General features: G+C 67.7%; 11 protein-coding genes. 5 read left to right on the top strand and 6 right to left on the bottom strand.

Going from position 1 to position 26,441, the window contains the following annotated elements:
• The 6 genes from RJ05_RS21575 to RJ05_RS21550 all read right to left on the bottom strand — a co-directional run.
• Positions 1 to 15,002: DUF2332 family protein (locus RJ05_RS21575; protein WP_036539981.1), on the bottom strand; the 15,002-nt coding region annotated here is incomplete at its 3' end.
• A 9-nt stretch (positions 15,003 to 15,011) separates the two neighbouring features.
• Complete coding sequence (locus RJ05_RS31045) at positions 15,012 to 16,766, bottom strand: hypothetical protein (RefSeq protein ID WP_156090840.1); 1,755 nt, start codon at positions 16,764 to 16,766, stop codon at positions 15,012 to 15,014.
• On the bottom strand, positions 16,763 to 18,169 hold the full coding sequence (locus RJ05_RS21565; protein ID WP_081597461.1) for a hypothetical protein: 1,407 nt from the start codon (positions 18,167 to 18,169) through the stop codon (positions 16,763 to 16,765). The genes RJ05_RS31045 and RJ05_RS21565 overlap by 4 nt, the downstream gene beginning before the upstream one ends.
• Before the next feature lie 437 nt (positions 18,170 to 18,606).
• Positions 18,607 to 19,107 carry a L,D-transpeptidase gene (locus RJ05_RS21560; RefSeq protein ID WP_051016794.1) on the bottom strand — a complete coding sequence of 167 codons (501 nt, stop codon included), beginning with the start codon at positions 19,105 to 19,107 and terminating at the stop codon, positions 18,607 to 18,609.
• 182 nt (positions 19,108 to 19,289) lie between these two features.
• Positions 19,290 to 19,484: a hypothetical protein gene (locus RJ05_RS21555; RefSeq protein WP_036539974.1), complete on the bottom strand. Its 195-nt coding sequence runs from the start codon at positions 19,482 to 19,484 to the stop codon at positions 19,290 to 19,292.
• A 38-nt stretch (positions 19,485 to 19,522) separates the two neighbouring features.
• The gene (locus tag RJ05_RS21550) at positions 19,523 to 20,242 is read right to left on the bottom strand and encodes a uracil-DNA glycosylase (protein WP_036539973.1); all 720 of its coding nucleotides are present in this window, start codon (positions 20,240 to 20,242) and stop codon (positions 19,523 to 19,525) included.
• Positions 20,243 to 20,479: 237 nt separating this feature from the next.
• Between RJ05_RS21550 and RJ05_RS21545 the strand changes: the two genes are divergently transcribed.
• From RJ05_RS21545 to RJ05_RS21525, 5 genes are all read left to right on the top strand, one after another.
• On the top strand, positions 20,480 to 20,923 hold the full coding sequence (locus RJ05_RS21545; RefSeq protein WP_036539971.1) for a GyrI-like domain-containing protein: 444 nt from the start codon (positions 20,480 to 20,482) through the stop codon (positions 20,921 to 20,923).
• The gene (locus RJ05_RS21540) at positions 20,920 to 21,366 is read left to right on the top strand and encodes an effector binding domain-containing protein (protein WP_036539969.1); all 447 of its coding nucleotides are present in this window, start codon (positions 20,920 to 20,922) and stop codon (positions 21,364 to 21,366) included. The genes RJ05_RS21545 and RJ05_RS21540 overlap by 4 nt, the downstream gene beginning before the upstream one ends.
• A gap of 254 nt (positions 21,367 to 21,620) precedes the next feature.
• Positions 21,621 to 22,394, top strand: coding sequence for a hypothetical protein (locus tag RJ05_RS21535; protein ID WP_036539968.1), 774 nt, complete (start codon positions 21,621 to 21,623; stop codon positions 22,392 to 22,394).
• On the top strand, positions 22,384 to 24,543 hold the full coding sequence (locus RJ05_RS21530) for an Rv1355c family protein (RefSeq protein WP_036539965.1): 2,160 nt from the start codon (positions 22,384 to 22,386) through the stop codon (positions 24,541 to 24,543). The genes RJ05_RS21535 and RJ05_RS21530 overlap by 11 nt, the downstream gene beginning before the upstream one ends.
• Positions 24,544 to 24,586: 43 nt before the next feature.
• Complete coding sequence (locus tag RJ05_RS21525; protein ID WP_269472975.1) at positions 24,587 to 26,422, top strand: putative bifunctional diguanylate cyclase/phosphodiesterase; 1,836 nt, start codon at positions 24,587 to 24,589, stop codon at positions 26,420 to 26,422.
• Positions 26,423 to 26,441 lie beyond the last annotated feature (19 nt).

Below are 26,441 nucleotides of genomic sequence, written 5' to 3'. Positions count from 1 at the left end.
GTGGTTGTTTCATCGACCGGGGCGGAAGCAATGACCTGGCCCGAGTCGCTCTGAGGCGGGTTGTACGTCACGCCAGGGCCGGTCTCCGGCCACGTGTAGTGCACACGCCCTCGGCCGTCGACCTCGATGAAGAATTCGACCCCTTCGTGCTCCGCGCTGAGCAACCATCGCCGGCCAGGTCGTTCGGGATGGTCGACGATCGCGTTGTTCTGAAGGGCGCGCGCACCGGCTTCGGCGACGATACGCCGGAAGGTTGCCACGTCGCCGGCCCAATCGGCCGGGAACTTCGCAAAGCCCGGCGCTTTGCTCTCCGGCCCTCTGGTAATCAGCACCCTGGCGGCAGTCTCGCTTTTGAAGCCGACCTTGCTCGGCGGCGACGCGGTTGGTGCCGTTCGCGACGGGTTCCGTACGACTCCGGGCCCCCGAGCGGGCCAAGCCGTGAGAATTCGCCCGTCCAGCGCCACCCCAACGACGACATCAACTCCTTCGTGGGTGTGCTCCAGCTGCCAGAAGTGTGTCGCGCCGGTTCGGCCGTCCGTGAATTCTCGTAGGGTCGCGTTGGTCCAGCTCCGAGCGATCGCCCACACGAGTTCGATGATCTGGTCGTCGTCCCAGCTCGGGGGGAACTCTGTCTTTCCCGGCTTTCCGGTGCCGGCCCGATGGCCACCGCCGGTGGCATCACCATCCAGAATGTGAGTGCGCCGTTCATCATCCAATCGAAGCCTGTCGACCGGCGCGAGTTGCCCGGCCGGGCTCTCGGTCCGCGCCGGTGGGGTCGTCTCGGCAGCGGGCGTCGCCGTCGGCGACTCTTCGGCGGCCAAGAGTCCTACGGCGGTGAAGAAGTCCCCGAGGTCGATGCCCGGCGAGCGATTCGGCAGCTGGGTAGGCAACACGAACTCGCGGGTGTCCGAGCCGGTGTACATCCGGACCGTCAATGCCTCTGCACCGTCGATGATTTCGTATTTGGCGTAGATCAGCGGGTCTCGCGCGGTGGCGGCCGCGCCCGCCTGCGCGATGACGGCGTCGAGTTCGGCGTTCTGCTCCGGCGACAGGTACCTGCGCAGCATCGAATCCCACACGATGGTGGCGCTGCCGGTTCTGTCCTGGGCGAGGCGGCGGGGCAGCCAGGTGAGCGCGCTTTCCTGGTCGATCGGCATATCGCCGGCGCGCTGGGCGTCGATGAACGAGGTCTGGATTCGTCGCACGGCGTCGTTGTCGGTGCCGACGAAACCTGCGGCGAGGCGTCGCTGGTCCTCGATGTTGTCGGCTTGCAGTGGGTCGAGGTCGGCGCCGGCGACTTCGATCACTTGCGGCTGCACACCGAGCAGGTCGCGAATCCGGTCTACCTGGTCCGGTCGGGCCGTCCAGCGATCATCGATGACGGTCGCGGCGTCCGGATCACCGTATTCCGCACCCGCGAAACGGTATCGATACAGGTGCGCTCGCGCGTCCAGCATTCCGCACGCGCCGACCGACAACACCCGCAAGGGCAGTCCCGTGGCGACGGCCGCGAGGATCTCCACCGGCAACAACAGTCGTGCTCGCGCCGGATCGTTGATCTGTGTGCCGCGGAGCAGGAACGGCGCCAATTCCGCGGCATGGTCGCGGATTGCCTGGAGAACATCCTGTGCCATCGTTCGCAGATCGGCTTCGGCGCGCGCTGGTTGTCCACCCATGACGGTGTGCCAACGCGCCACGTCGGGCTCCAGACCGGACAGTGCCCGATGATGCACGGCCTGGATGAGTCGAAAGACCGGGTGTGACGAGGCCTTGCCGCCCGGCGGCGAATGTGGGCTCAAGAGTTCTGCGACGATCCCACCTGCCGCCGCGTCCGCCGCCAACGCTCGCAAGAGATACATCTCCTGGCGGCGGTGCGCCTCGTTCTCTGCCGACAACGGCGACATCAGCGCGTTGTCCTCTTCGAACCAGGTCAGAGCGCGTCGGATGCCTGCGATCACACTGCTGCGGCTCGGGTCCGAGGAGGTGGGGAACGGAACCTGTATCGGCTCTGTTCCCTCGGTGGCCGGCAGGTTTGCCGGAGTCGCAGGCGCTGCGTTGCCTGGGCCGGCTTTGGGTGAGTGGTGGTCGAGGGCGGGGTCGCCCCATTCGCGCCCGCCGGGATGGTGATGGTTCAGCACGGAGGGATCGAGTCCGAGCGCGCCGGGGATTTCCAGGTGGCGTTTGCGGGTGCTCCGCTCACGTGTGAGCGGATCATCGGTGCCCTGGAAGGACACGGTAGGGCCGGGGGTTCGGCTGCTGCCGCCGGTTCCGGTGCGGCCGGGGTTCGTCGACTTGTCATCGGTGTTCATGAAGCCTTGCCGCGGGTCGGCGGGGGGCTGTGCGGGCTGAGTTGCGGTGGTGTCGACCCAGATGACGAGGTCGGTCATGTTGTCGCGGGTGCCGGTGGTGTGGGCGTGTTCGTTGAGGGCTTCCGCGACCGCACGGTGATCACCGGGGGACTGTTCGTGGACCTGCCGGATGATCGTTGCCAGCGCGTCGGCCTGGTAGGTGTCGTGCCAGATGCCGTCGGTGGCGATGAGGACGTATCCGCGGCCCTCGAGGGTGAACTCGGTGGCGTGTGAGGTGGCGTCCTCGGGCAGTGGGCGTCCGAGTGATCGGGTGAGTTGGCCGGAGATCGACATGGCGAGTGCTTCGCCTTCGGGCACATTGTCGGCGACCAACCTCGGCACGATGGTGTCGTCGACGTTGAGCTGCTCGGCCTGCCCGCCGTCCATCGGCAGCCAGTAGACGCGGGTGTCGCCGGCCCAGTCGACGACCAATTTGTCCTCGTGGACTACCGCGAGCGCGATGGCGGCGTCGGGGGAGTTCGGTTGTCCCGGGGTCTCGGCCAACCCCGCGACGGCGGCGCGGGCCGCCGACATTCCCCGGCGCACCACGCGAATCGGTGCGAACTCTCCGGCCGATGCGAGCTGGGTCGATGCCTCCGCCATGCCGGCAACAGCGGCACGCACGGCCGCCAACGCCGCCTCTCCGCCCAGCGGAGAACCGCCAACCCCGTCGGCGACGGTCGCGAGATGTACCGGCGCTTCGCCCTCCAGATGCACCGTGGTGAAGTCGAATGCATCCTCGTTGTTGGAGCGGCCATTGCGCTCGGGTCCCACGCCGATGTCGCTGACGGCGGCGATCGGGCCCGCCGCCCGCTCGGAATGGTCGGCAGGCGCCGCGGGCGGGGCCTCGTCGGCTGCTGCCTGCGGGTCACCTATCTCGTGGTCGATCGGCTCGGCTTCCGTACGGGCATTGTTCCCGCCCGGAACGTCCGGCTCGGTGCGGTGGCCCGGCGTAGTCGGCGGCGCCGGAGCCGGTGTCACGTCCACCGCCGCCCACGGGTTCTCGATCTGGGGGCTGGGCATGCCGCCCGGGTCCGGCACGGCCGTCGCGGGCTGCCGCAGTTCTGGTGGCAGGGCCGGAACGATGACGGTCGGCGGTGGGAGGGCGGTGGGCTCGCGGTCGACCGGGGTTCCGGGGCCCGGTACTTGCGTGGCCTCTAGTCTCCACTGCCGCTCGCCTAGGTCTTGCTTGTGGTCGACCCGGATCCACAGTCCATTCGTGAGCAACAAGCTCGGAAGGACCGGCCGATCACCGGGCAAGTCGTCCAACGGGAATAGCGGGAACATCGGAGTATCGGCGGAAACGGTCAGTGTGACCTCGATATTTGCTGCCCGCATCGGCGGGAGCACGCCCATCGTCGCGACTTTGAACTCAGGCAAATAGAGGACACTGCCCGTGGAGGTCTCGGACATGACCAGTTCATCGAATGAGAGGCCGATACTCACCGTCATCGGCTCCGGCGACGGTCGACGCGCCAGTGTGTGTTTGAGGACCTCGATCGTCCGGGCCAACTCTGGGGTCAGTTCGCGTTGCCCCCGTAGCGCGCTTTGCAGCGCTTGGAGGGATTCGCTCCTGGCGGAGTCGCCGAAAGGCCGCAGCGCTTCGATCTCTTCGGCGGTCAGTAGCTTCGCGACATCGCCCCAGATCTCGCGCCCGTATTGCAGTCTGGCGGCCCAATCAGTCGAGCCCTTCTCGGAATAGAACAATGCCCGCGCGGGCTGGGCTGCGCCGGAGGTTTCGCGCAGGCTCTCATGCAGTCGGTCGATGCGCTGCTCGATCGCCTCACGGTCGGAGCCGACGGCATTGTGTCGAGCCTCGACAGCGTGGAATAGATGTGACAGCAGTCGGAAGCGGTTCGGGTCGGCGTCGGCGGGGCGCCTGATGTGGACCAGGAACTCGTCGAGCAGCTCACGGACCTCGGTGAGTCGTCGATGCGCCGCGTCGGCGCTGCTCGCGACGATGCCGCTGCGCGCGAACTCGAGGGATATCGCATTGCGAGCGGCGCGGACTCGCTGCTCGTCCACGACTTCCAGAAGACCCGCTACCAACGGATCGACCGAGCTGTTGTGGGCGTGACTGCGGTCGCCATCGCGGCTCGGCCGAGCACCGATCGGCTCCGAACCCCGGTCCGGTCGCGCGCCGATCGCGTCGGCGGGGCCCTGCACCCGACCGGCGGCGGGCAGCTCTTTTCCGTGTACTGCGGCCAGCGCGAAATCGCTGAAACTCGGTCCGGCCTCATCGAATTCGAACCATATCGCGGTGGTGCCGTCTTCGCGGCGATCGATGCCGAAACGGTGGGCCATGTAGTGGAGCAGCCCCGCGACAGTATTCTCGGAATATGCGATGAGGGGGGTCGGCGTCACCGCTGCGACGTCGGATATCTCGAAGCGAAGTATGCGCGACCCGCTCGTTCCCGACTTCGTCGCTGATACCTCCCCACCACCTCGCGTATGTGTGTAGATCGATACCAACTCCCAACCGAGAGTTTCGGTGGAGCGCGCATGATCCGCGTTGGCCCAATCGGCGACGAACCGGCGGATATCCGCATGGGCGGTCGCGACGGCCTGCCTCTTGCCGGTGGAGTCTTGATCCGTGGCCACGGACAGCTGGAGTTTGTTCGCGGCGGACGCAGCGGTGCGGTCGCTGACCGAGAGCGGCCCGCCCGGTTCGCGGTATCCCAGTCTTATCGACGGGGCCGGGACGCGAGGGTTGTTATGTGCCGCATAGGTTGCCGGCGGGCCGATATGAAGGAGCACATCGGATTCCCAAGAGCGGAATCCACGGTCCGCTCCGGACATTTCCGCCAGATCGGTGACGAAGGTTTCGTCCCCGAGGCCCAGACGGCGTGCGACGTCGTCCACGACCTCGCGCTGACCTGGTTCGCCACCCCACATCGCCACCGTCCTGGTGGCGAATCCGGCGTCGGTCAGTCGTTGCGCCAGTGCGATGCCAAAGGCGCCGGTGACGTCGGACCACATCTTCTGTTTCCTGGTGAGGTGATCCAGTCCGATCAGGATCGCCATCTTCGCGCCCGGCACCCGCATCGTTTCGGTGATGACCTGCGCCATATGCGATTCGCGTACGTCACGCAGGGGCGACCCCTTCGATGAGGAAGGTTGTTCCACATCGAATGGAACAATGGTGATTCCGGCAGCGGCCATGGCCTTGACCGTGTCGGCCCAATTGCTGAAGCCTGGACCGCATCGGACCCGGCTCAGGTCCACGTTCTCCCCCGCGTTGAGGGCGTCGAAGGCGGGATTCGGAGGTGCCTCGATGCCGTAGTGGGTGACGCCCGCGGCCCGCAGCGCAGCCGCCTGTTGCGCGAGGAAATCCGGTCCTGCCGGGTTGGTGTGGGTCTCGCCGAATAGCACGATCTGGGCGTCGGCGACCAACTGGGTCATATCGGCCGGCTGCCGTGCGAGCATCGTGTGCGCCAGCGTTCGGATGTGAGGAGGGTCCTCGGCGAATTGGCTGAGGAGCGGCGACCCAGCCGGTTCGGTGACGGGCGACGCGGGCGCATCCGTCGTGGAGACGGATTGTTGCGCGTCGACCGGTCCGCGAGGGTCGGTGGGGATCAGGAGCCGGTCGAGTTCACCGACGGCGGCCAAGGCAGCGCGATGGCGTTGCTCGGCGGCAGCGGTCAGCCGTTCCAGCTCGATCGATCGGTCTGTGCTACCGATCGCCTCCCGCATCAGCCAAGTCTGCAGAGGTGACGGATCGAGGGCGCGCGGGTCCGGATCGTGGGGGAAATTGTCGATCAGCGCCCGGTATTGCTGGGAACGATCCTTCGGTGACACGTGCTCCAGGACGGCGATCAGGGCATCGAGCCAGTCGATCTGCTTCACCAGCGATTCGTATTGCCGAGCCGACCGTTCGTATTCGAGTTCGTCGCTGGCGTCGACCTCGTCCACCAATTCCCCCGCGGCCCGCATCTGGTCGAACAATGCGGAGTACACATGGTGCACGCGACCGACGACCGCGGCATCGAGACCGGCGAGCATTCCGACGGCCTCGTCGTGACGGGCGCTGTCGCGGGCCGCGGCCATGACCGAAGTCGCGATCGAACTGACGGTGGAAAGTGCCGTCTGCCAACGATCTTCGGCGACAGCATCGGCGCGAGTGCGAGCCATCGCGGCGGCGGCATCCGCCATTTCCTCGACCGCGTTCGCGAATCTGGTCAACTGCCGAGTCCGCTCGGTCGCGGGCGCATTCGCCTGCTCGGCGGCTCGCAGTTCCGCGAGGCGAGTTCGGATATTGGCGACCGGAACCGAAGTCGCCGACGGATCGTCGATCGGTGACTGTCGATGTGCCGCGTCCATCGATGGACGGCTGCCGATGCTGTCCGGGGGAGCGGGCTGATCCGCAGGGTTCACCCGTTCCTGGCCCGTTGCACCGGCGTCCTGGTCGCTCGGACGTCCACGGACCGGCGCGTTCGTGCCGTCGAGTGCGGCGCCGGGCACATGCGGTATCGGAGCGAGAACACCTGCGGTGCGTTCGAAATGGGCGAAGAACGCGCGGTCCACCTGGGGAAACGACTTTCGGAAGAATCGCTGCCAGGTCTCGCGGTCGCGGATTCGGGCAATGGGTTTGCCGCCCAGGTCGGGGTCGGCTATGCGGGGGACAGCGGTGTCGTGGACGAAGATGACGCCGTCGAGCTGGGTGACATAGAAGGCGTGCGCGATCCCGTCACGCTCGACGACGAAGACCGAACTGTGCCGGGCATTGTCGGGGTCGACCAGGCTGTCGATTTCACGGCCCAGTCGCTCGACAAGCGCGCTGTCGGCATCGACGATTTCGGCGAGGCCGGTGGTGAGGCCGGTGACGAGGCTGTCCCAGCTCTCCGCGTCCTGGTACGGGATGAGTGCCTCGTCGAGGCCATCGGCCCACGCGGCCCGGGTGGTGGAGGCAGCGCACGCAACGACGTGATCGGGTGGGGCTCCGGCCGGATCCTGCGCAGCGGCGCGCAGGAATCTGCCCGTCGTGGTGTAGCGGGTGGTAGCGGGTGCGCGCGTCGTGCTGAGGCTGTGCGAGACGGCGACATCACCGGCAGGGGGTGTCGCGTGGTATTCGACCGAATGCTCGACGGTGGCCTTGCCGTTGGCGAAGATGACGCGGCGGACCGCAACCGTGCTTTCGGCGACCACGAGCTGGGTGCCGCGGCCACCTTCTCGGTTCACATCTTGTTCGTCGGGTGTCCATTTCGGCAGTTTCGCAGCGACGCCCGGAGCGATCTCATTGGTGACCGCGAGGTGCACCTGTTGGTTGTCTCCGGCACCTCGAATCGTCAGATCGAGCACTTCTTCGGGGGCCAGGCCCGCTGACGAGGCGTTGCTGTAAAGGTGTTTTTTCGCGTTGGTGACCAGTTCGCTCGCCGCACGCATGATGCTGTCGACCAGGTCGCCGGAAAGGCCTGGACCGTATTCCCGCAGGCGTGCCTCGATGGCATTGCGAATCCCGCGAACTTCCTGCTGATACGGCGGTATCTCATCGAGTTCGGAGTCGCCGAACATTTCCATCAGGCGTTCGAGATCGAGCTCGTCCGAGGTCCTTTCTACCGGTGGCTCGGCGGCCCGCTCCACGTGCCCCGGAGTGCGTCCCAGCCGCCATTCGACCCGCACATAGCTGTGATCCGCGGTGACCTCGACGAGGTCGATGTGCACGGCCTCCGCATCGACCTCGACCCGCAGAGATATCGGCCCCTGGCCCCACCGAATCGACGCACCGGCAGCCGCGGCGATCTCCCGCACGTACGCCGGGTCCGACCAACCGCTCAGCAGTTCGACGATCTGTTGTTCCACCAGGTGCGCTTGTGCCTCGTCACCGGCGGTGAGGTCGTCGAACCGCAGGCCGGGAGCGTCGGTGAGCGCCGAAGCGGAGAAGTGGTCCTCGGCGGCATCCAGGTCGGTCGTGCTGATTCCCCGTTCCCGTCCGAGGAGCCGGAAAGTGCGTCGGCTCGGTGTGCGTTCTCCTCGCTCGATCTGGCCGATGTATTTCTCGGTCAGACCAGTAGCGTCTGCCACATCGGACCGTTGCAGGCGATGGGCATACCTCAGTGCCCGCAACCACAGTCCCTGCTCTCCGGACGTGTAGGCGGTCCAGTCGAGATCGAACCTTTCCTCGGGGTAGAACCGTTCGGCAGCCCGCCCTGTCACGTCGGTCTCGATACTCAGCGCGTCGCACAGCCAGAGGAAGACGACTACTCCGGGGACTCGGTCACCTGCTTCGATCGAACGAAGGTGGATGGTGCTGATCCCGGCGGCCGCTGCCAGCTGTTCGAGAGACATGCCGCGGTCGTAACGGAATGCTCGGAACCAGCGGCCGCGCTCTTCGGGAGCGTACGCAGCCGGGTCGAGGCCGACACGCACACCGGGGAAGAACCGGTCGGCGGCCGTATCGATGGTTTCGCGTTCGAGGCCCAGCGCCCTACCCAACGCCAGGAAATCGACCAGCCCGAGGTTGCGCTCCGCTCGCTCGACCGATCGGAGATGCTCGGTGTCGATCCCCGCGGCCTGTGCCAGCTCTTCGCCTGATATGCCGCGATCGACGTGGTGCGCTCGGAGCCAAAGTCCCGGCTCGCCCGGCGCGTACGCAGTTGCAGCGAGATCGGCTGTCGTTCCTGGGAAGAAGCGTTCGGCAGCTGTATCTATTGCTCTGCTTCCCAGGCCCAACGCCCGGCCCAGCGACAGAAAGACAGCGGCCCCCGGCACGGTCTCACCCTTGCCGATCGAGTTCAGGTATTTCGCGCTGATCCCGCTGGCATCCGCCAACTCCTCCCACGACATGTCGCGGTCGTGAAGCACCGCCGACAGCCAACGTCCCGGCGCGTCGTGGGGGTACGCGGCAGGCGTCAGATCGAAGTCGGCGTCCGGGTACAAATCGCGCGCGGCATCCACGAATTCGGTTGCCGGCACACCCAGCGCCCGGCCGATCTTCACGAAGAGCCCGGGCCGCGGCCGTGTGCTTCCTTGTTCGATCCGGCTCATGGTGCTGCGATTGACACCCACAGCCCTGGCCAGGTCGGCCGCGGTCATAGTCGTACCGTCACGCCGGTTCTTGTCCTGCCGCCGCGCGGCGATCCACGCGCCTCGCGCACGATTCAACGCACTCGCGCTGTTCGGCGACGACGGATCGGCCCCGCTGTGCGACGGTCTGCTGCCGATACTCCGGTGGTCAGAACCCGAGCGGACCAACGGCGCGTCGCCGAGGCCGGGGCGGCCGGCGGGTATCGCGTTGATGTCGTCTTGCAGGGCCGACGGAACCACGACTCGCTGCTCTGGCGGCAGCTTCTCGGCCTCGGGGGCATCCGTGCGCAATCGGGGGACCAGGTTGCCGTCCCGGTCGAACTCGATGGTCTCGAACCGCTGTTGTTCCGCCGGCAGGCTGATGCGGTCTTTCTGGTCGCGGAGCCATTCATCGAAGCCGACGGCCTTGTTCAGGAGGGTGCGGCGGTTTCGGAGGTCTTTGGGGCCGTAGTCGTTCGCGGTGTCACGGTCGCGCGACGCGGCCAAGTCGACGACGAGCAGGTTCGGATCGTCGACCGAGGTGCTGTCGTTGACCAGCAGCACCATATGGTCGTCGGCCTCGATGCTGGTGCCGTTGGCTCGGGTGTCTTTCCACTTGTAGACCAGGACCGTGATTCCACCGGGCCGCGACTCGAGCGACTCGACCACCTCGTGCAGCGACCCGCTCTTCTCGAGCCCCGCATCGAATATCCGGCGTACATCGTCGCGGCCATATCCGCCGAGCCTGGTCGGCGGCACCCGGCAACGATCGGCGTTGTCCGGACACAACACTCGCATTCCGGTAACGGCATTGTTGACACAGCTGTTGGGACTGCGCCGATGGATCTGTACGACCAAGTCGAGCAGAGCCGAGAGCGCCAGATATCGCGACGCCGCGGCAACGATATCGTCGGCTGAGCCGTGGTCGACGGTGCTGGTGAGCGGGTCGGACTTCTGAGCGGCGGCAGGGTGTGCTGTCGCGTCATCGGCGGTCGGACGTTGGGCCGACGCAGCGTCGGCTGCGGGCTGGACTGTTGTGTCGTGTGTCGCAGCCTGGGAGTTGTGGCGCACCGGCCCGGAATCCGGTGCAGCCGTGTCGGCATCGGTGCGTCTCTCGGATTCTGGCCTGTCCTGGGCGGATAGGTGATCGCCTACCGCTTCGCCGAGGATATCGCGGGCGATGGTGGGAGTAACGCTGGCAACGGGATAACCCAGTGCTGCCGCGAGAGCCGCACGGGCCTCGGTGAGTTCGGGATCGAGCGTGCGCATACCTTCGGCGCCATCGATCCCCGGTATCGGTATACCGAGTTGTTCGGCGAGCCGGTTCCGCAACGGGAGCGTATGGATCAACGCGTCTTCGTCGCCGAACACTGCGCGGTCCCGCGCCGCCGCGGGGGCGGTCGCCTCGACATGTTGCGATAGCGCCTCGGCCGCTGCCGGCGTGATACCGGCCCGGTGCAGCAGCTCGCGCATCGGGTCGCCCACATCGGTGCGTTCGAGTGCGGCGATCTGGTTCGCGACGGACTCGGCCGGGACTCCCAGCAACCCGGCCAGGCGTGCGGTCCGATCCGCCGGTCCATCCGGGCGGGTGAAATCGACTTCATCGGCATGGCGGTACAACCCGGTGTCGGCCTCGGCGAGGGTGACGGTGGGCATGGTGGTCGAGAAGGCATGATGCCGGATGAATTCAGAGGTGGAGTGGCGCAGCGCACGTTGCTGTAGTTCGGGTACCAGCTCACGGATGGCTTGACGCGCCTCGACGACCGCCTCATGGGTCCGGGGCGTGGGGGCGGCTTCGTGCGCGGCCACGGCCTGCTCATAGTGGACGACCGTCTCTCGCACCCCGCGCAGGTGCATGGCATTGCGAATCAGGGCATCCTGGGACGTCATCACCACCTGTGCGCTACCGAGCTGGCCGTTACGTGCCGTTCGGTTCTTGGCCTGCTCGTGGATGTAGGACTGCTCCGGCGTCTCGGTCATCCAGACATGCATGCCGCCCTTGGCCCTCACCTCATCCGACACCGAGATGTCGACGCCGCGCTGGCCCTGCCGGTTGATCACCAGGATCTTGCCCTGCTCACCGGCCTCGTCGAAAACCTTCTGCAACTGGGCTTCCCAGTCCGCACCCCAGCCGATGATCCGCTTGGCGTCGACCGCTTCGATCGCCTCTCTCGGCACGCCGGCGCGAACCAGCGCCTCCACCTGCCGCTCGACCAGGTCGTTGCGGTGAACCAGGATCTCCTGGAACCGGCCCGCACCCCCATCCCGCATCTCGTTCGCGTATTCGGCGATCGTGCGCAGCTTGGCATGGGTGCTTTCGACTACATCGTGCTGGCCTTCCACCAGCCGATGCGTCTGTGACCGCCCGACTTCGTATGCCGGTTCCAGTCCGTAGACCTTCTGCAGCACCGGGTTCAGGTCGGTGAGCGTGCCGGACGCACCGGTCACTTCATCGAAGAGTGAGTCTTTTCCGACACGGTAGATTTCGACCGAATCGATACGTTTGGCCGATTCCGTGTCCGCACGCACCACGATCTGATGCTGTTCGGGACTCTCCCCTCGAGCCTTGGCCGCGCGGAACTCCTTCGCTTCGATGGCCTGGGCGAGGCTCGCCTTGCCCGGCTCCGCACTCCACCGGGACTCGCTCGACATCTTCGGGTTCCGTTGGAGTCCGTGCTCGGCCTGATCGATGATGACGATCTTGCCCGCGTCCATTTCGTAGTGGACGCCTCTGCGCACGAGAAACTCGGCCTGGGCCGCGGCCTCCAGCCGGGAGGCGCCCATTCCCTCCAGCCAGTCCTTGCCACCTGGCAGCGCTTCGAGCTTTGCCCGTCCTCCGGGCGTGAGCTCCGGTTGACCGTCGTACCAGTAGACGACCTCAGGTGTGCCGTCGGCGTGCACGCCGATTTCTTCGGCAATTCGATTGAGGCCGAAATCCTCATGGGACAGCTTGTTGTTCGCGATCGCCTCGGTGAGGAAGTCGTGCGCGGCGAAAACCTGCTTCGTCGTTGCTTCCGAGGCCGGTTGCTCGGGACCTTCGGACCGGAGGAACTGCCGTTCGCCGCGGTCGATGATTCCGTCGATCTCATCGATCAACACATGCCGTGGGGGTTTGATACCGGCATTGGCCAAATGTCCGACCGTCTCGCCGGTCGCGACCACGATCGCCGGCCGCCCCTCCGTGATCGGACCGAATCCCTGCTGCTGATCGGCGCGGAACACATCGATCCCGAAGTCGGCCAACAGCTTCCGATAGGTGACAACCTCGCGATAGGCCAATCCATCGGTCGTGGTCACGAGCAGAACCGAGTCGTGCTGCACCGCACGTTGTATCGCGGCGGCCGTGAATACCAGCGCTTTGCCCTCGCCGGGTTTCATCTCCACCGGACGCGACGGCATCGCGAAGACGGCTTCGGCCTGCTGGAGCCGCAACACCATGCCGTCCGGCACCTTCTCGCTGATGGTGCCACGCCGGATGATCTCCATCGTCGCCAGCATCGACTGGTGCTCATCGCCGCTGCGCAAGCCCGCCAACACCACGTCGGCGGGCAGGTTGCGCAGGCGTTGACCTTCCGGTACATGGTCGGCGGAAGCCGCATGGTAATCGGCCAGCAGATCGACCGCCCGATCGCGATAGCTACGCGGCGAACCGGCGGACGCATCGGCCCCGTCGGTTCGACCGCCCTGATCAGCGGCAGGGACACCGTCCTCGTTGCGAACCGGAGGCGAATCGGCGCCCGCCGCAGCCGTTTCGGCGCCGTCTCCGGCCGAGTCTGTTCGCTTCGATTCCGTGGGATTGGCCGGGTCGTGCTCGCCGGCGGCATTTCGCGGCGGAGACGACTGTTCTCCGCCACTCGTGGATCGATGGTCGTCGTGAACGCGCGGCGAACCGGCTTCACCGTCGACCGGATGGGGGCGTGCGGGTGCCGTGTTGCCGGCGCCGTCCGCGACAGCGGTGTGTTCTCGGGCCGGGATACCGGCCTTGTCGGGAACCCCGCCGTCCGGGCGTGCACTCGCCGGGACCGTCGGCGGCGGTGACGTTTCTCCCGCCGCCTCGGCCGACCGTGGCACGGACGCTCGCCCAGCGGCCGGCTTCTCCGCCGGCGGTCGCTCGCCTGTCGCGGTAGGTTCCGGACGCGGCCGAGCCGACGCGGAGTCCGACGCCACAGCACCGGCAGTGGCCTGCGTTCCCGATGTGCGGCTGCCGGTTCCCTCGGGTGCTCGGCTGCCGGTTCCCTCGGGCGCTCGGTTGCCGGCTCCTTCTGGTGCTCGGTTGCCGGTTCCTTCAGGTGCTCGGTTGGTGGTTCCCTCGGGTGCTCGGTTGCCGGTTCCTTCAGGTGCTCGGCTGCCGGAACCGTCGGGCATTCGTCCGTCGGTCGCCCGGGCCGTTCGGGCACTATCAGCCGATGACGTTGCCCCTGTCGGTCGCCCATTCCCCGATTGCGGCTGCGCGGCCTCGGCCTTCCTCGCGCCCTCGGCAGGAGGCCTGGCCGGGCCCTTTGCGGAATCCGCGGTTTCCGCAGCCGGCTTCCAGGACTGCCTCGCGGCCTCCCACGCCCGTTTCGATTCCGGCGACACCTCGACCGGTGGCCGACGCGCTGCGGCATTCTCGTCGCGCCCGGTCGAGATGGCCTCGGGCGGGGTGAACGTCCCTGCGCCGTCGACCGCGGGCGGAGAGGCACTTCGGGCATATATGCCCCCGGCGAAAGCGCCGTTGAGCAGTGGGCCCAGCACCTGCTCGTAGTGCTGCGGCCAGCCGGCGATCAAGGAGGCCGCACCCAGGCCCGAGATACCACCGGCCACACCTTGGACCAGCCCCATGGCGACTCGGCTGGTCGCGATCTGGGGGAACACCATCGGAGCGAACCGGCCCGCGAGCATGCCGCCGACCGCTCCGCCCGCACCGGCCAGGGCAGCGACTTTGATCGACGTCAGATCGATGCCTGTGGGGTTGGAACCGTCCGCTCCCATGATCTCGGGCGTTCGGTCGCCGGTTGCGACCTGTAGTGCCTGCACACCCGCGTCGACGCCGACGGGCAGCGCGACCGCCACGCCCATCCACTTGGCGAACTGCGCCGGTCCCAAACCGCTCAGCCGGGCGGCCGTCTGGGCTCCGCCCGCCTGAACGGCCCGATGGAGGTTCCCGCGCATCACGGCGACCTCGGCGCGGCCCTCGGCCAGCGTGGCCTGCACCGCCGGCGCGGCCGCGACCTGACCGGCCGGCCCGGACGCCGCGGCGGCGGCGATCAAACCGTAGATCCGCCATGCCAAGTGGATTCCGAACGTGAACATCACGCACAGCCACTTCTCGGCGTCGTTGGCCGCACCTTGCGCCTGATCGGCCAGGGCGTCCACATCCTTGCCGAGCCGGGCCGCGTCCTTCCGATAGGAACGCAGCGCCGCACGCAGGTTCTCGGCCAACTCGCCGACCGAGTCCTCTTGCTTCAACAGGCTGGCGAGATCGGCCGAATGGTCGTCCAGTTCCGCACTGCGGGCACGCAGCTCGTCGGCAAGTCGGCGCATCCCGGAAATGTCGGCGCGGGGGAGTTCGCCGCCGAACACCACCAGCTCGATCGGAGTCCGCAGGAAACCGGGCAGAGCCTCGAAGGCTCTGCGCAACTCCACGACCGGGCTGAACAGCGAACCGTCCATCGCTACGACCTACTCCGGTCGCGCCGCCGCCGCGACCAGGATCGCATGCAGCAGCCGCGCCTGAATACCGGCCTTCTCGCCGTGCTGGACCACCTCCGCGAACGCGATGCCGAGAGCCTCGTCCACATCGAATTCGGGTTGCGCCGCCACGCCCGCGGTCAACTCGGCACGCCAGGCCCGGTAGCCGCGAACCACCTCGGCGAGAGCGGGGCGCGGACGCGGCAGGGCGCCCAGGTATTCCGCGATCAGGGCGCGTTGCGCCTGCCGCCGCGCACGTCCGCCACCGGCAGCGTCGAAAGCCCGACCGAATGCCCGCAAAGTGGCCGCATAGATTTCCGCTGGTGCCGACACGCTCGACTCACCGGTGCGGTCTGCAGCCGCCGCCTGGCTGTCGGCCGGCGCCGGTGCGGGTTGGGCAGGTTCGGGCGGCCGCTGTGCGGCGGCACGGTCGAGCGTTATCGACCGGGCACCGTCCGCCGTTGTCGACCGGGCATCATCCGCGGTGTCCGGCGGCGCGCAATCCCACCGCACCGTACCGAACTCGTCACCGAGCTCGGCGACCGCGACGATCTCAAGCACGATCATCGGATAGTCGGTCAGGACCCGGTCCACGGCGGTCACGAACTCTTGTACCGGCGCGAGCCGGAGATCGGGAGTATCGAAACCGGTTACCTGAACTCCATGCCGCTCGGCCAACGCACGTGCCAGCCGTTCGATCTCCAACGCCTCATGGCCGTCGCGTCGATCACGGTCGCGCGCCTTTTCATCGGCTCGTGCGTTCGGTCGCTGTGCGGGACCGTGCCGCGGATCCGCCCCGGCGTTCGCTGGTCTCGCAGCGTTTCCGGGGGAGCCCGGCCCGGGTTGGCCGGGCGCGCGGGGCGGCTGTTCGGCCCACGGTGTCCCGGCCCGCCCCGCGGGTCCTGCGACACCGCTGCCGGTCGGCGCACCCGACGTGCGGATGTGGCCGGGTGTGCGGGGCGGCTGTTCGGCCCACGGTGTCCCGGCCCGCCCCGCGGGTCCTGCCACGCCGCTGCCGGACGGCGCACCCGAGGTTCGGGCACCGGACCCGGCCGCGGGCGGAGGTGACGCCGCGGAGGAGGATGGCGATGCCGGCGGTCCGGACCGCCGGCCGGGCGCGCCGGCCGCATCGCCGCTCGCCGGACCGGATTCGGGCCGGGAACGACTCCACGGTGCTCGAGCAGGTAGCCCGCTATTCGCAGCGGGCAGCCCAGGGGACCCGCCGGATGCCGTGGCGTTATCGGGCCCGTAACCACCAGTCGGGATCCGGTCGGTGCTCAGCGGCCCGCTGACGGGGTGCTCCGGTGAATTCTGCTCCAGCGACTCCCCGTCCTGACGGGACGGGCCCGGCGGGAGTCCAGCCTGTGATTGCGGGCCGGCCGGGCCATTCGAGGGCCACTCGGTGCGGTCGGCCGGTCCCGAGTCCAGATCCTGGCTCGCCGCGGCCACTTTCCTGGCACCGTCGGTATCTCGTGTATCGAACGCATCGGCAGAGCTGACGATTCCGGCCGCGGTCTCGTGCAGGCTTCCCGCCATGGCCTCCACGGTGGAAACAACGTGTTCGGCGCGCGGGGTGAACTCCTCGGCGAACATGCGCCCCATATAGTCGTCGCCGTAGCTACTTTCCGCCTGCCGCAAGCTCTCCTGCAGCGCGGCGTGTGTCCGCTGTACCCGATCGGCGATGTCGGCCAGCCGCGCGCCGCGCGCCCGCAGGCCATCCAAGTCCAGTCGCAGCTCGCCGGTCATCTCCCACCTCGGGCCGATGACATCGGTCCGCCGGTCCGTAGTCGGAATCGGTGCTCGAAATCGGCGATGAATGCCGACAACGGCACCGACGAGCTCGAACGCTCCACCACACCATCGTCGGCGACGTAGAAGACCGCCCGGTCGAGCGCGATATCACCGTCCGGCACCGGTGATCGCACCATCCAGCCCACGCTGATCCGCTCGGCCCGCAATGCCGAGAGCGGGAATTCGGTCGTGTCGTAGCCCCGGTCGCGGATGTGATCACCGACCAGCTTCAGCGCCTCCGCCTCCAGGATGCCGACGACGTCGCCTGCGACCAGATCGGCGAGCGCGAACTGGAACAGGGCACCGTCGACATCGACCTCGGCGTTCTCGCCGGCAACTCGAGCGATCGCCGCGGGGGTCACCGCTGCCGCCTGCGCGGCCGAGACCAGCAGTTCAGCGGCATCCTGTGACGGTCCGTCCAGCACGCCCGCCACCACCTTCGCCACCGAATCGGCCGTCCACACGGCGGGCAGCGCGGGTGCGCATTCGGTCATCGGTGCGGATTCGCCGCGGTACCACTGTCCCTGGTCCCACCAGTAGCAAAACGACAACATCCCGGTCAGCACCCGTGGGTTGAGAACCGGGTCGGCCACCCAGGCCGGTGCTCCGGCGAACAATCGCGGCATCGCGCCCTCGCCGTTGTAGGCGGCTACCAAGGCTGGTGCATCCCAGACACCACCTGACAGGACCGCCCGGTCGCCGGGCAGCAGCGTCAATGTCGAACCGCTGTGCCGTGAACTTTCGAAGATGCCGACCGACGGGCCGATGCGCGGTCCCCGTTCCGATCCGGCCGCCACGAATGCCGCGGCCAGCGCCGCCCACCGGGCCCAGAGCGTCGCCAGATCCGGCAACTCGCCGGTCACCGGCACTGCCTGCACACCCGCACTCTGATCAGCGCGCACCGCGGCCGCGGCTGCGCGCGGTGACCTCGATTGGGGTTCGCCGCGCCCGATGTAGGCGGCCAGCCACGCATGCAGCCGCCTGTGCGGATACTGTTCCAGATCCGCCAGATACGCCTGCGGCGCGAACAATTGTTCACCGGAGAAAGGCTCCGCGCCCCGATCGATGACGACCTCGGCATCATCGGAATCGACGTGCACGATCAGCCGCCACCACGGCCCGTCCTCGAGGCTCGCCGACAGGATTCGATGCCGGCGTACCAACTCCCACACCTCATCCGACACCTGGCATCTGACCGGGTGGTCGCCGTCATCGGCGAGGAACAGCGCCGACTCGGAGACAACGGTCATCGCGAAGGAAGCCTCCAACCGGTGCCGCCCCGGCGGAGCGAGCGCCCGCAGCCCGGCGACGATCCGATCGGCCAATTCCGCGAGTTCCGCACCCTCCGGACCGATCACAGCACTCTCCCACGTCGGCGGACCTCCGTCCTGCGCCATGTGAACCTCGACCCGGACAGCGTCGGGCTGGTCGGCCGTCGGGATCGCACTCGGAGCAAAGATTTTCGCAATCCGGACGCGGGCGCAACCAGGGCTCTTGCCACCTGTGGAAAGCGTTCGCGCTCGCAGGGCTCGTCGGACCGTTGCTGGGCCCGCCGCCGCGACGAACCACGGACCGGCGTCGGTTCTGGGTCGAGGCCCGGCGGCGCGCGCCCCGGCGAGCGCGGTCATTTCGATTCCGCCGGGACTCGGGAACGGGCACGTAGCAGGAAGTCGTCGACGGCGGCAGCGAGTCCGGTCGCGATGTGCTCAGCGGATGCGGACGCGGCGAGTCCGGTGAGTCGCAGGTTGTGGCGGGCGGCCACGGCCTGCGCGGTTTGTACCGGTCGTGGGAAGTGTCAGCGGACGACGTCGACCCGGTCGCCGACGTTCAGGTATTCGAAGAATCGGTGCGCGCCCGCTTCGGTCATCCGCACGCAGCCGTGCGAGGTGTGCTCGACCGGTCCGACGTGGAAGGCGATGTCGTTGTTGAAGAACACCGCCCATCGCATCGGGGCGTGATGCATGGTGCTCCAGTGGAAGGGGCGCTTGAAATCGACGTCGAACACGCCGGGCGGGGTTTCGTAGCCGGGCATGCCGTGCGAGATGGGGGTGGGGCCGAAGACGACGCGACCGTTGTCGATCAGCCAGGCCTCATTGGTGCTCAACCGGAGGCAGGCGCGGGCTTCCGGGGCGCACGGCGCGGTGGTCGGGACGATGGCCGGAACGCCTGGGACGTCCGGTCCGCCGGGGAACAGGGGTTCGGTCTGGGCCGGGGCCGCGAACAACATGCCCGCGGATACGGCGCCGAGAAGCACTCCGAAACGAGCCGACCAGCTGCGGAAACGGTTACTGCGCATCAATTGTCCGAACCTCTCTAACCCTGCCGGTCGGCCTGCGCGAGGCAGGACGTCCGGGCCATCTCGTCTGCACAAGCCTGGGACCACCGAGGTAGTGGTGATCATGGCCGACCGGTGGCACCTGGTCAACGATGGCGCGCGACTGGGATGAGTCCGTTACCTGCGCTCGGGCGCGCCGTGGCTCAGTCCTCGCTGCTGTCGCGGTCGGCGAGGTAACGCAGCAGGCCCGGGTCGGCGGAGGTGAGGTGGTCGAGTTCCTCGTCGCCGGTGCAGGGGTAGAAGGTGACGGTGACCGAATCGGGGCGACGCGCGGTGACCCGCCAGATCGCGCCGGAATCGTGCCAGCGCTCGAGGACTGCGATGGGGTCGTCCGGCATGGGTCTCCGCGAGGCTCGGGGTCTGATCGACATCGACGTTACCGCCCTGCGGGTAACCCGGCGGCGGTCGCGGCACGCACGAGCATGTCTTCGATCATGGCGGGCGTGAGTCGGCCGGTGAAGGTGTTCTGCTGGCTGACGTGATAGCACCCGAACAGGTGCAGCGGTTCGCGCGCGGCATCTGTGGCAGCGAGCTCGTAGTGCGCGCCGTGGCCGAACTTGGGTCGCGGCCGGGGAATCCGCCAGCCGGCGTCGGCGAGCACGGGAAGCAGCGCCTGCCAGCCGAACCCGCCGAGCACCATGACCGAGCGCAGGGTCGGCGCGAGCAGCCGCAGTTCGGTGTCGAGCCAGTGCCGGCAGCGGTCGCGCTCCTCCGGTGTCGGCTTGTTGGCGGGGGGAGCGCAACGCACCGGCGAGGCGATCCGCACGCCGTGCAGGCGCAGCCCGTCGTCGCGGCTCACGGCCGTGGGCTGATTGGCCAGTCCTACCCCGTACATGGCCGCGTAAAGCACCTCACCGCTGCGGTCGCCGGTGAACATCCGCCCGGTGCGGTTGGCGCCGTGCGCGGCGGGCGCGAGGCCGACGATGAGCATGCGCGCGTCGTCGGGCCCGAATCCGGGCACCGGGCGGCCCCAGTAGGTCTGGTCCCGGAAGGCCGCTCGCTTCTGTCTGGCCACCAGTTCCCGCCACGCCACCAGGCGGGGGCAGGCCCGGCAGTGTGTCAGTGTTTCGTCGAGCTCGGCGATGGTCCGGCACACCCGCCAATTCGATCACACGCCTTGGGGTTTCCTGTGCATTTGTCCAGTTGGCGCAGCCGGGCGCAGGCAGTCGTCAGTTCGCGCATGGGCGGAGCGAATGCGGACGTATGCCCAGTTGAAGGGGAGCGGCGTGAAACGATCTTGTGACCGGCATCGGCCGCCACGATTGGTAGCATGGCGGTCCTGGCCGACCGGATGCGGACCTTGCCCCCGGATTCATCTCGAAAGAGTCTTTCCATGCAGTTTGAAATCGTCGAGCGGGACGAGACGTGGGTTGCCGGGCTTCCGGTGCGCAGCCCCAAGCGTGCGCTGCGGGAACTGCGTGACCAGGATCTGGAAGCGGCGTGGGCCGCGGTGCTGCACCACGACCTGGGCGGGCCGCTGGCCAGCGCCTATACCGACTACTCCGCGGAACTGGGCACCTACAACACCCAGATCGTCGGCTATCAGTGCTCGTCGTTCGACCAGGTCACCCGCGGCCATCTGGTGGCGAGGCTGCCGCGCGGCACCTACGCGCGATTCTCCTCGATGGGCGAGTTTCCGCAGATCATGACCGGGCTGTGGACCCAGATCGCCTACGCCGAGGAACACAAGCAGATCAAACGGACCTTCACCGGCGACTTCGAGTGTTATCCGCACGCGTACAAGATCGATCTCTATCTGGCGGTAGATCCGCGATGAGCTACTCCATCGTCGTCCGCAACGAGGCGATCTACGGCGGTCTGGTGGTGCCGCGGGTGCGGCCGAGTTTCAAGGTGAGCAACAGCGAGCTGATCGAGTTCCTCAAGGACCGGCTGCGCGATCGGGCGGCGGGCAGTGCCGCGGCCGAGGGCCCCATGTTCACCGTTTATGTGCCCGATCCCACCGAGACCTACAACGCTCTGGTCGGTTTCGAGTATCCGGCGCCCGAGGCCGCCCACGTCGGTGATGTGCTGGTGCGTGTGCCCAAGGGGGTCTACGCCCGCTTCGTGCCCAACGGCGATTACCACGATCCGGTCGAGGATGTGTGGGCCCAGGTCGACGACGCCACCGCATCTGCCGAGATCACCCGCGCTTACCGTGAAGAGATCGAGATCTGGCACGGCCCGCATTCGGTGGAGTTGTTCATCTCCATTCTGGTGTAGCTTGCCGTTGGTTTGCTGGACACATACCAACCGGTCTCGTTTCTACCCTGGTACCCGGACGTGAGCGGCCTGACCTGCGGATTTTTCCGGACGCAAAATTGGTTTTCGGAAGATTAACCAGATATCTAGTCAATTCTGGTCCCGATGACCCATACTGCCCATGACGTACTCACTCCGCGTTCGGGGCGCCGGGTGAGTCTGTCTGATGGGTTCGATCACTGTGTGCGCGCACGCAGCAACAGAGTAGGAACGTCATGGCTGTCGAAACGATCGCCGTCGACCTGGTTGAAACTTGTAGCGTCCCGGCGTTGCGATTTCACGACATCGTCTCCGGATGCGACTTCACCGCGACCACCCCGGACGCCGACCCACGACTGTGGGAGCGATATCTGCAGGGTGCGCTGGATGTTTACCGACACTTCCGGGTCGAGACCGCCCTCGAATACGACGCGGCGGCCGATGGTCGATCCACCACGCTGTTCTTCGCCGCGACCGACCGCACCGGCGCGGTCGTCGCCGGCGTCCGGGCGCAGGGGCCGTACCTGAGCACCGCGGAGGTCGGCTCACTGGCCCCGTGGAACGGCCGCCCCGGCGAGCGTGAATTGCGGGCCATGGTTGCCAGGCGGATACCGCGCGGCGTGGTCGAGTCGCGTGGCGCCTGGGTGGCACGGGATGTACCCAACCGCAGGGAACTCGGCGCGGCGATCTCGCGCTGTATCGCGCACACCCCGCGCATCCTCGGCGTTCGATACGGTTTCGCCACCGTGGCGTCGTTCACCACCGGTCGCCATCGCGGCAGCGGCGGTGTCGCGGCCGATCTGATCCCCGCCGTTCCCTACCCCGACGATCGCTATCAGACCGTGCCGATCTGGTGGGACAGCCGGATGTACCGGATGTTCGCGGATCGGTTGCAGTATCTGCTGATGTGCGATGAACTTCGGGATATGGGAGTGGCCGACGGTGCGCTCGAGCGGGTGCGCCGCGGCCCCGGACGCAGATCGGAGAGTCGGTTCGGGTATGGCCGGTGAGGGTGACCGGGGGGTGGAATATCGGCCGTTGATACTGGATCCGCAGCACCCTGGCGACGCCCGGGTGCTGGCCGAACTCCGCGCGCGCGGCGATATCGAATTCAGCGACCTGCGCGATTTGCTGGACCGCGAGTTCGCCGAACTCACCGATCCGCCCGAACGCGTGGAAGGCCCGGAATCGGATCGCTGGATCTACTATCCGTGGCGCGGACGAGTACTCGGATTGCCGGGCCCGCAGACTTTGCGCGCCATTCGCCTCGACCGCAATCGCAATAAGCTCACCCGCGATGAACAGCGCAGATTGGGTGAGATGTCGATCGGCGTGGTGGGCCAGAGCGTCGGCCATGCGGTGGCGTACACGATTGCGCTGGAAGGTATCTGCGGATCGCTGCGGCTGGCCGATTTCGACGTGCTCGAGCTGTCCAATCTCAATCGCGTGCCCGCGAGCCTGTTCGATATCGGAGCGAACAAGGCGGTAGTCACCGCGCGAAGGATTGCCGAACTCGATCCGTATCTGCCGATCGAGGTCTATCGGGCCGGCGTCGACGAGGATTCGGTGGAGGAATTCGTGTCTGGGCTCTCGGTGGTGGTCGAGGAGTGTGATTCGCTCGATATCAAACTCGTCGTCCGCGAAGCCGCGCGCCGTCACCGCATTCCGGTGGTGATGGAGACCAGCGACCGTGGCCTGCTCGACGTCGAACGCTACGACCTGGAACCGGAACGCCTGCCGTTCCACGGGCTGCTCGGCGGGGTCGCCGCGAGCGAGCTGCGTGGGTTGTCCACCCGAGACAAGGCGCCCTATGTCGTCGCGTTGATGGGACCGACCGAGCTGTCCTCCCGGATGGCCGCCAGCATGGTCGAGGTCGGCGAAACCCTGAGCAGCTGGCCGCAACTGGGTGGTGACGTGATGCTCGGCGGCGCGAGCGTCACCACGGCCATCCGCCGGATCGGACTCGGCCGGAAGCTGCCCTCCGGGCGCACCAGGGTCGATCTCGAATGCGATCTGGACGCGCTCGCCGAACCCTCGCCGCCCGACGATCTGGACTGGAACACCGACGCCGAACGCCCCGAACCCGAGCCCGCCGATCCGGTCCAGCGCATGCTGGCCTGCGCCCAGCGCGCGCCGTCGGGCGGCAATGTCCAGCCGTGGACACTGCATGCCGGCGCCGACGAGATCCGCATCGCGCTGGATCCCTCGGCCACCACCGCCATGGACGTCGGCTATCGCGGCAGTGCGGTTGCCCTCGGTGCCGCGCTGTACAACGCCCGGGTCGCGGCGGCCGCGCACGGCCTGCTCGGTGCCTGCGAACTCGTCGAGTCGTCCGGCCCGGACGCACCGCCGATCACCGCGATCCTGCGCCGCACCGGCACACCGGCCGACGCGCCCGCGGCCGACTACCCACTGGCGCTGACCCGCGAGACCAACCGCAGGCTCGGCACCGGCGCGCCGATCCCCGCCGACGTGCTCGCCGGACTGTCCGCCGCGGCCGCCGCCGAGGGCGCCACCCTGCGCGCGGTGACCGACCGTGACGGCCTCGACCGCGCCGCCGACCTGCTGGCCGAATCCGACCGCATCCGCTACCTGACCCCGCTGCTGCACGAGCAGATGTTCGCCGAACTGCGCTGGTCGACCGAGGACCTCGACACCGGCATCGATGTGCGCACCCTGGAACTGGCACCCGACGAGCGGGCAGCCATGCAGATCGGCCGACGCGCCGATGTGATGGCGCAACTGCACAGCTGGTCTGCCGGGGCCGCGCTCGGCGATTACGCCCGCGATCGGGTGCGCTCGAGTTCGGCGATCGTAGCGGTCACCTTCACCGACCCGCCGGGCGCAGATGAGAGGTCATTGGCCGGATATGTGCGGGCGGGCGGGGCCGTGGAACGGGTCTGGATTCAGGCTCAGCGCAGCGGTCTGGCGGTGCAACCGATGTCGCCGGTGTTTCTCTATTCGCGACGTGAGCGCGACTCGAACGCGATTTCTCCCGCGTACGCGGATACACTAGCGTCACTTCAAGGCTGTTTCCTGGACCTACTGGGAGTGCCGGAACATGAGACCATGGCGTTGGTTCTTCGCCTGAGCTACGCGGCTGCGGCCGGTGTGCGCAGCAGGCGGCGACCGGTGCCTGGCGCGGACACCCGCAGTTAGCGCGATCGGAGACAAAGTGCCTCGGCGGACGCTCGACTCGTTGGTGACGGAGGTCGCCGCGGAGCTCATGGGTGTCGACGCCACGACGATGGTGTCGGCGACCGAAAAGGTCTTGGCCACGCTGGTCGAATACTTCGACGTCGATTTCAGCTACGTCCGGCATACCGATCCCGAGCGCCGGGCGACGGTGCTGGTGGCCGAATGGCCACATCGGGCCAACGTGCCCGATCCGGACCCGCTGCGGGTGGTGTATTTCGAACAGGCCGATTCGGTGTTCCGCGCGCTCGAACACGCCACCGAACCGTTCCTGGTCACCGGCTCCGACGCCGACTATCAGGAGACCATTCAGCGCGCCTCCGGGCTGCCGAATGTCACCTCGGCGGCGGTGCCGTTGGTCTCGCGCGGGCAGTCCACCGGCCTGCTCGGTTTCATCAAGGTCGGCGACCGGGAGTGGAGCACCCGCGAGCTCAATGTGCTCAAGGCGATCGCTGCACTGTTCGCGCAGCTGCAGGCCAGGGTGGTGGCCGAGGAACGGCTGCGCTACATCGCCCTGCACGACGATCTCACCGGGCTGGCCAACCGCCGCGCCCTGCTCGAACACATGGAACAGCGCCTCAGCGAGGGCAGCCCCGGCCCTGTCGCGGCGTTCTTCCTGGATCTGGACCGGCTCAAGGCGCTCAACGATTTCCTCGGCCACACCGCGGGCGACAACTTCATCCGCAGCCTGTCCACCCGGCTGCGGGAGAACCTCGACCCCAACGACATGATCGCCCGGCTCGGCGGCGACGAATTCGTCATCGTGCCCGCCAAACCGATGGACGCGGTGGCGGCCGAACACGAGGCGGGCCGCATCCAGCAGCTGATCGGCCGCCGCGTCACCGTCGGCGGCGAGTCGGTGAGCCGGGCCGCCAGCATCGGCGTCGCGGTCGGCATCCCGGGCGAGACCACGGTGGCCGACGTGCTGCGGCGCGCCGACCACGCGCTGCTCTCGGCGAAATCCGGTGGCGGCAACGGCGTCGCCATCTTCACCGACGCCATGCGCGCGCAGTTCGAACTCCAGGACGACGTCGAGCTGAACCTGCGCGGCGCGGTGTCGGACGGTTCGCTGATCCTGCACTATCAGCCCGAGGTGGATCTGCGCACCGGCCGGATCGTGGCCATGGAGGCGCTGGTGCGCTGGCTGCATCCGACCAGGGGTCTGCTGCCGCCCGGCGCGTTCGTCACCGTCGCCGAGGCCACCAACCTCGCCGGTGAGCTGGGCCGCTGGGTGATCCGCTCGGCATGCGCCCAGTTCGCCGAATGGCGCAGGCAGGGCCTGGCCTCGAACGTGGTGATGCGGATCAACGTCTCGCCGGTGCAGCTGGTGAGCCTGGACTTCGTGGAACGCATCGAGGACATCCTGCGCATGTTCGGCATCGACGGCAGTTCGGTCTGCCTGGAGATCACCGAGCATGTGGTGGTGCAGGATCTGGCCCGCACCCAGGTCACACTGCGCGGACTCAAGCGGATGGGCGTGCAGATCGCCATCGACGACTTCGGCACCGGCTACAGCTCGCTGTCGCACCTGAAGGCGCTTCCGGTCGACGCGGTGAAGATCGACCGCGGATTCGTGCAGCGTCTCGGTGCCAGCACCGACGACCTGGCGATCGTGAAGTCGATCATCGGGTTGGCCGGTTCCTTCGGACTCGGTGTCGTCGGCGAGGGTGTCGAGACCCCGGTCGCGGCGCGCACCCTGGTGGGGCTCGGCTGCTACCGGGCACAGGGCTTCCTGATCGCGCGGCCGATGCCGGCCGAGGAGGTCGAGCAGCATCTGGCCGCCGGGCGGATCCCGCTGAACCTGGATCTGCCGCGTGCCGACCGGAACCTCACCGCGCGCTGAGCCCGGTTGGCGGGTTCTT

It is taken from the genome of Nocardia cyriacigeorgica NBRC 100375, from assembly GCF_000308555.1.
GTDB lineage: Bacteria > Actinomycetota > Actinomycetes > Mycobacteriales > Mycobacteriaceae > Nocardia > Nocardia cyriacigeorgica.
This window is presented reverse-complemented; position numbering and strand designations above follow the sequence as displayed.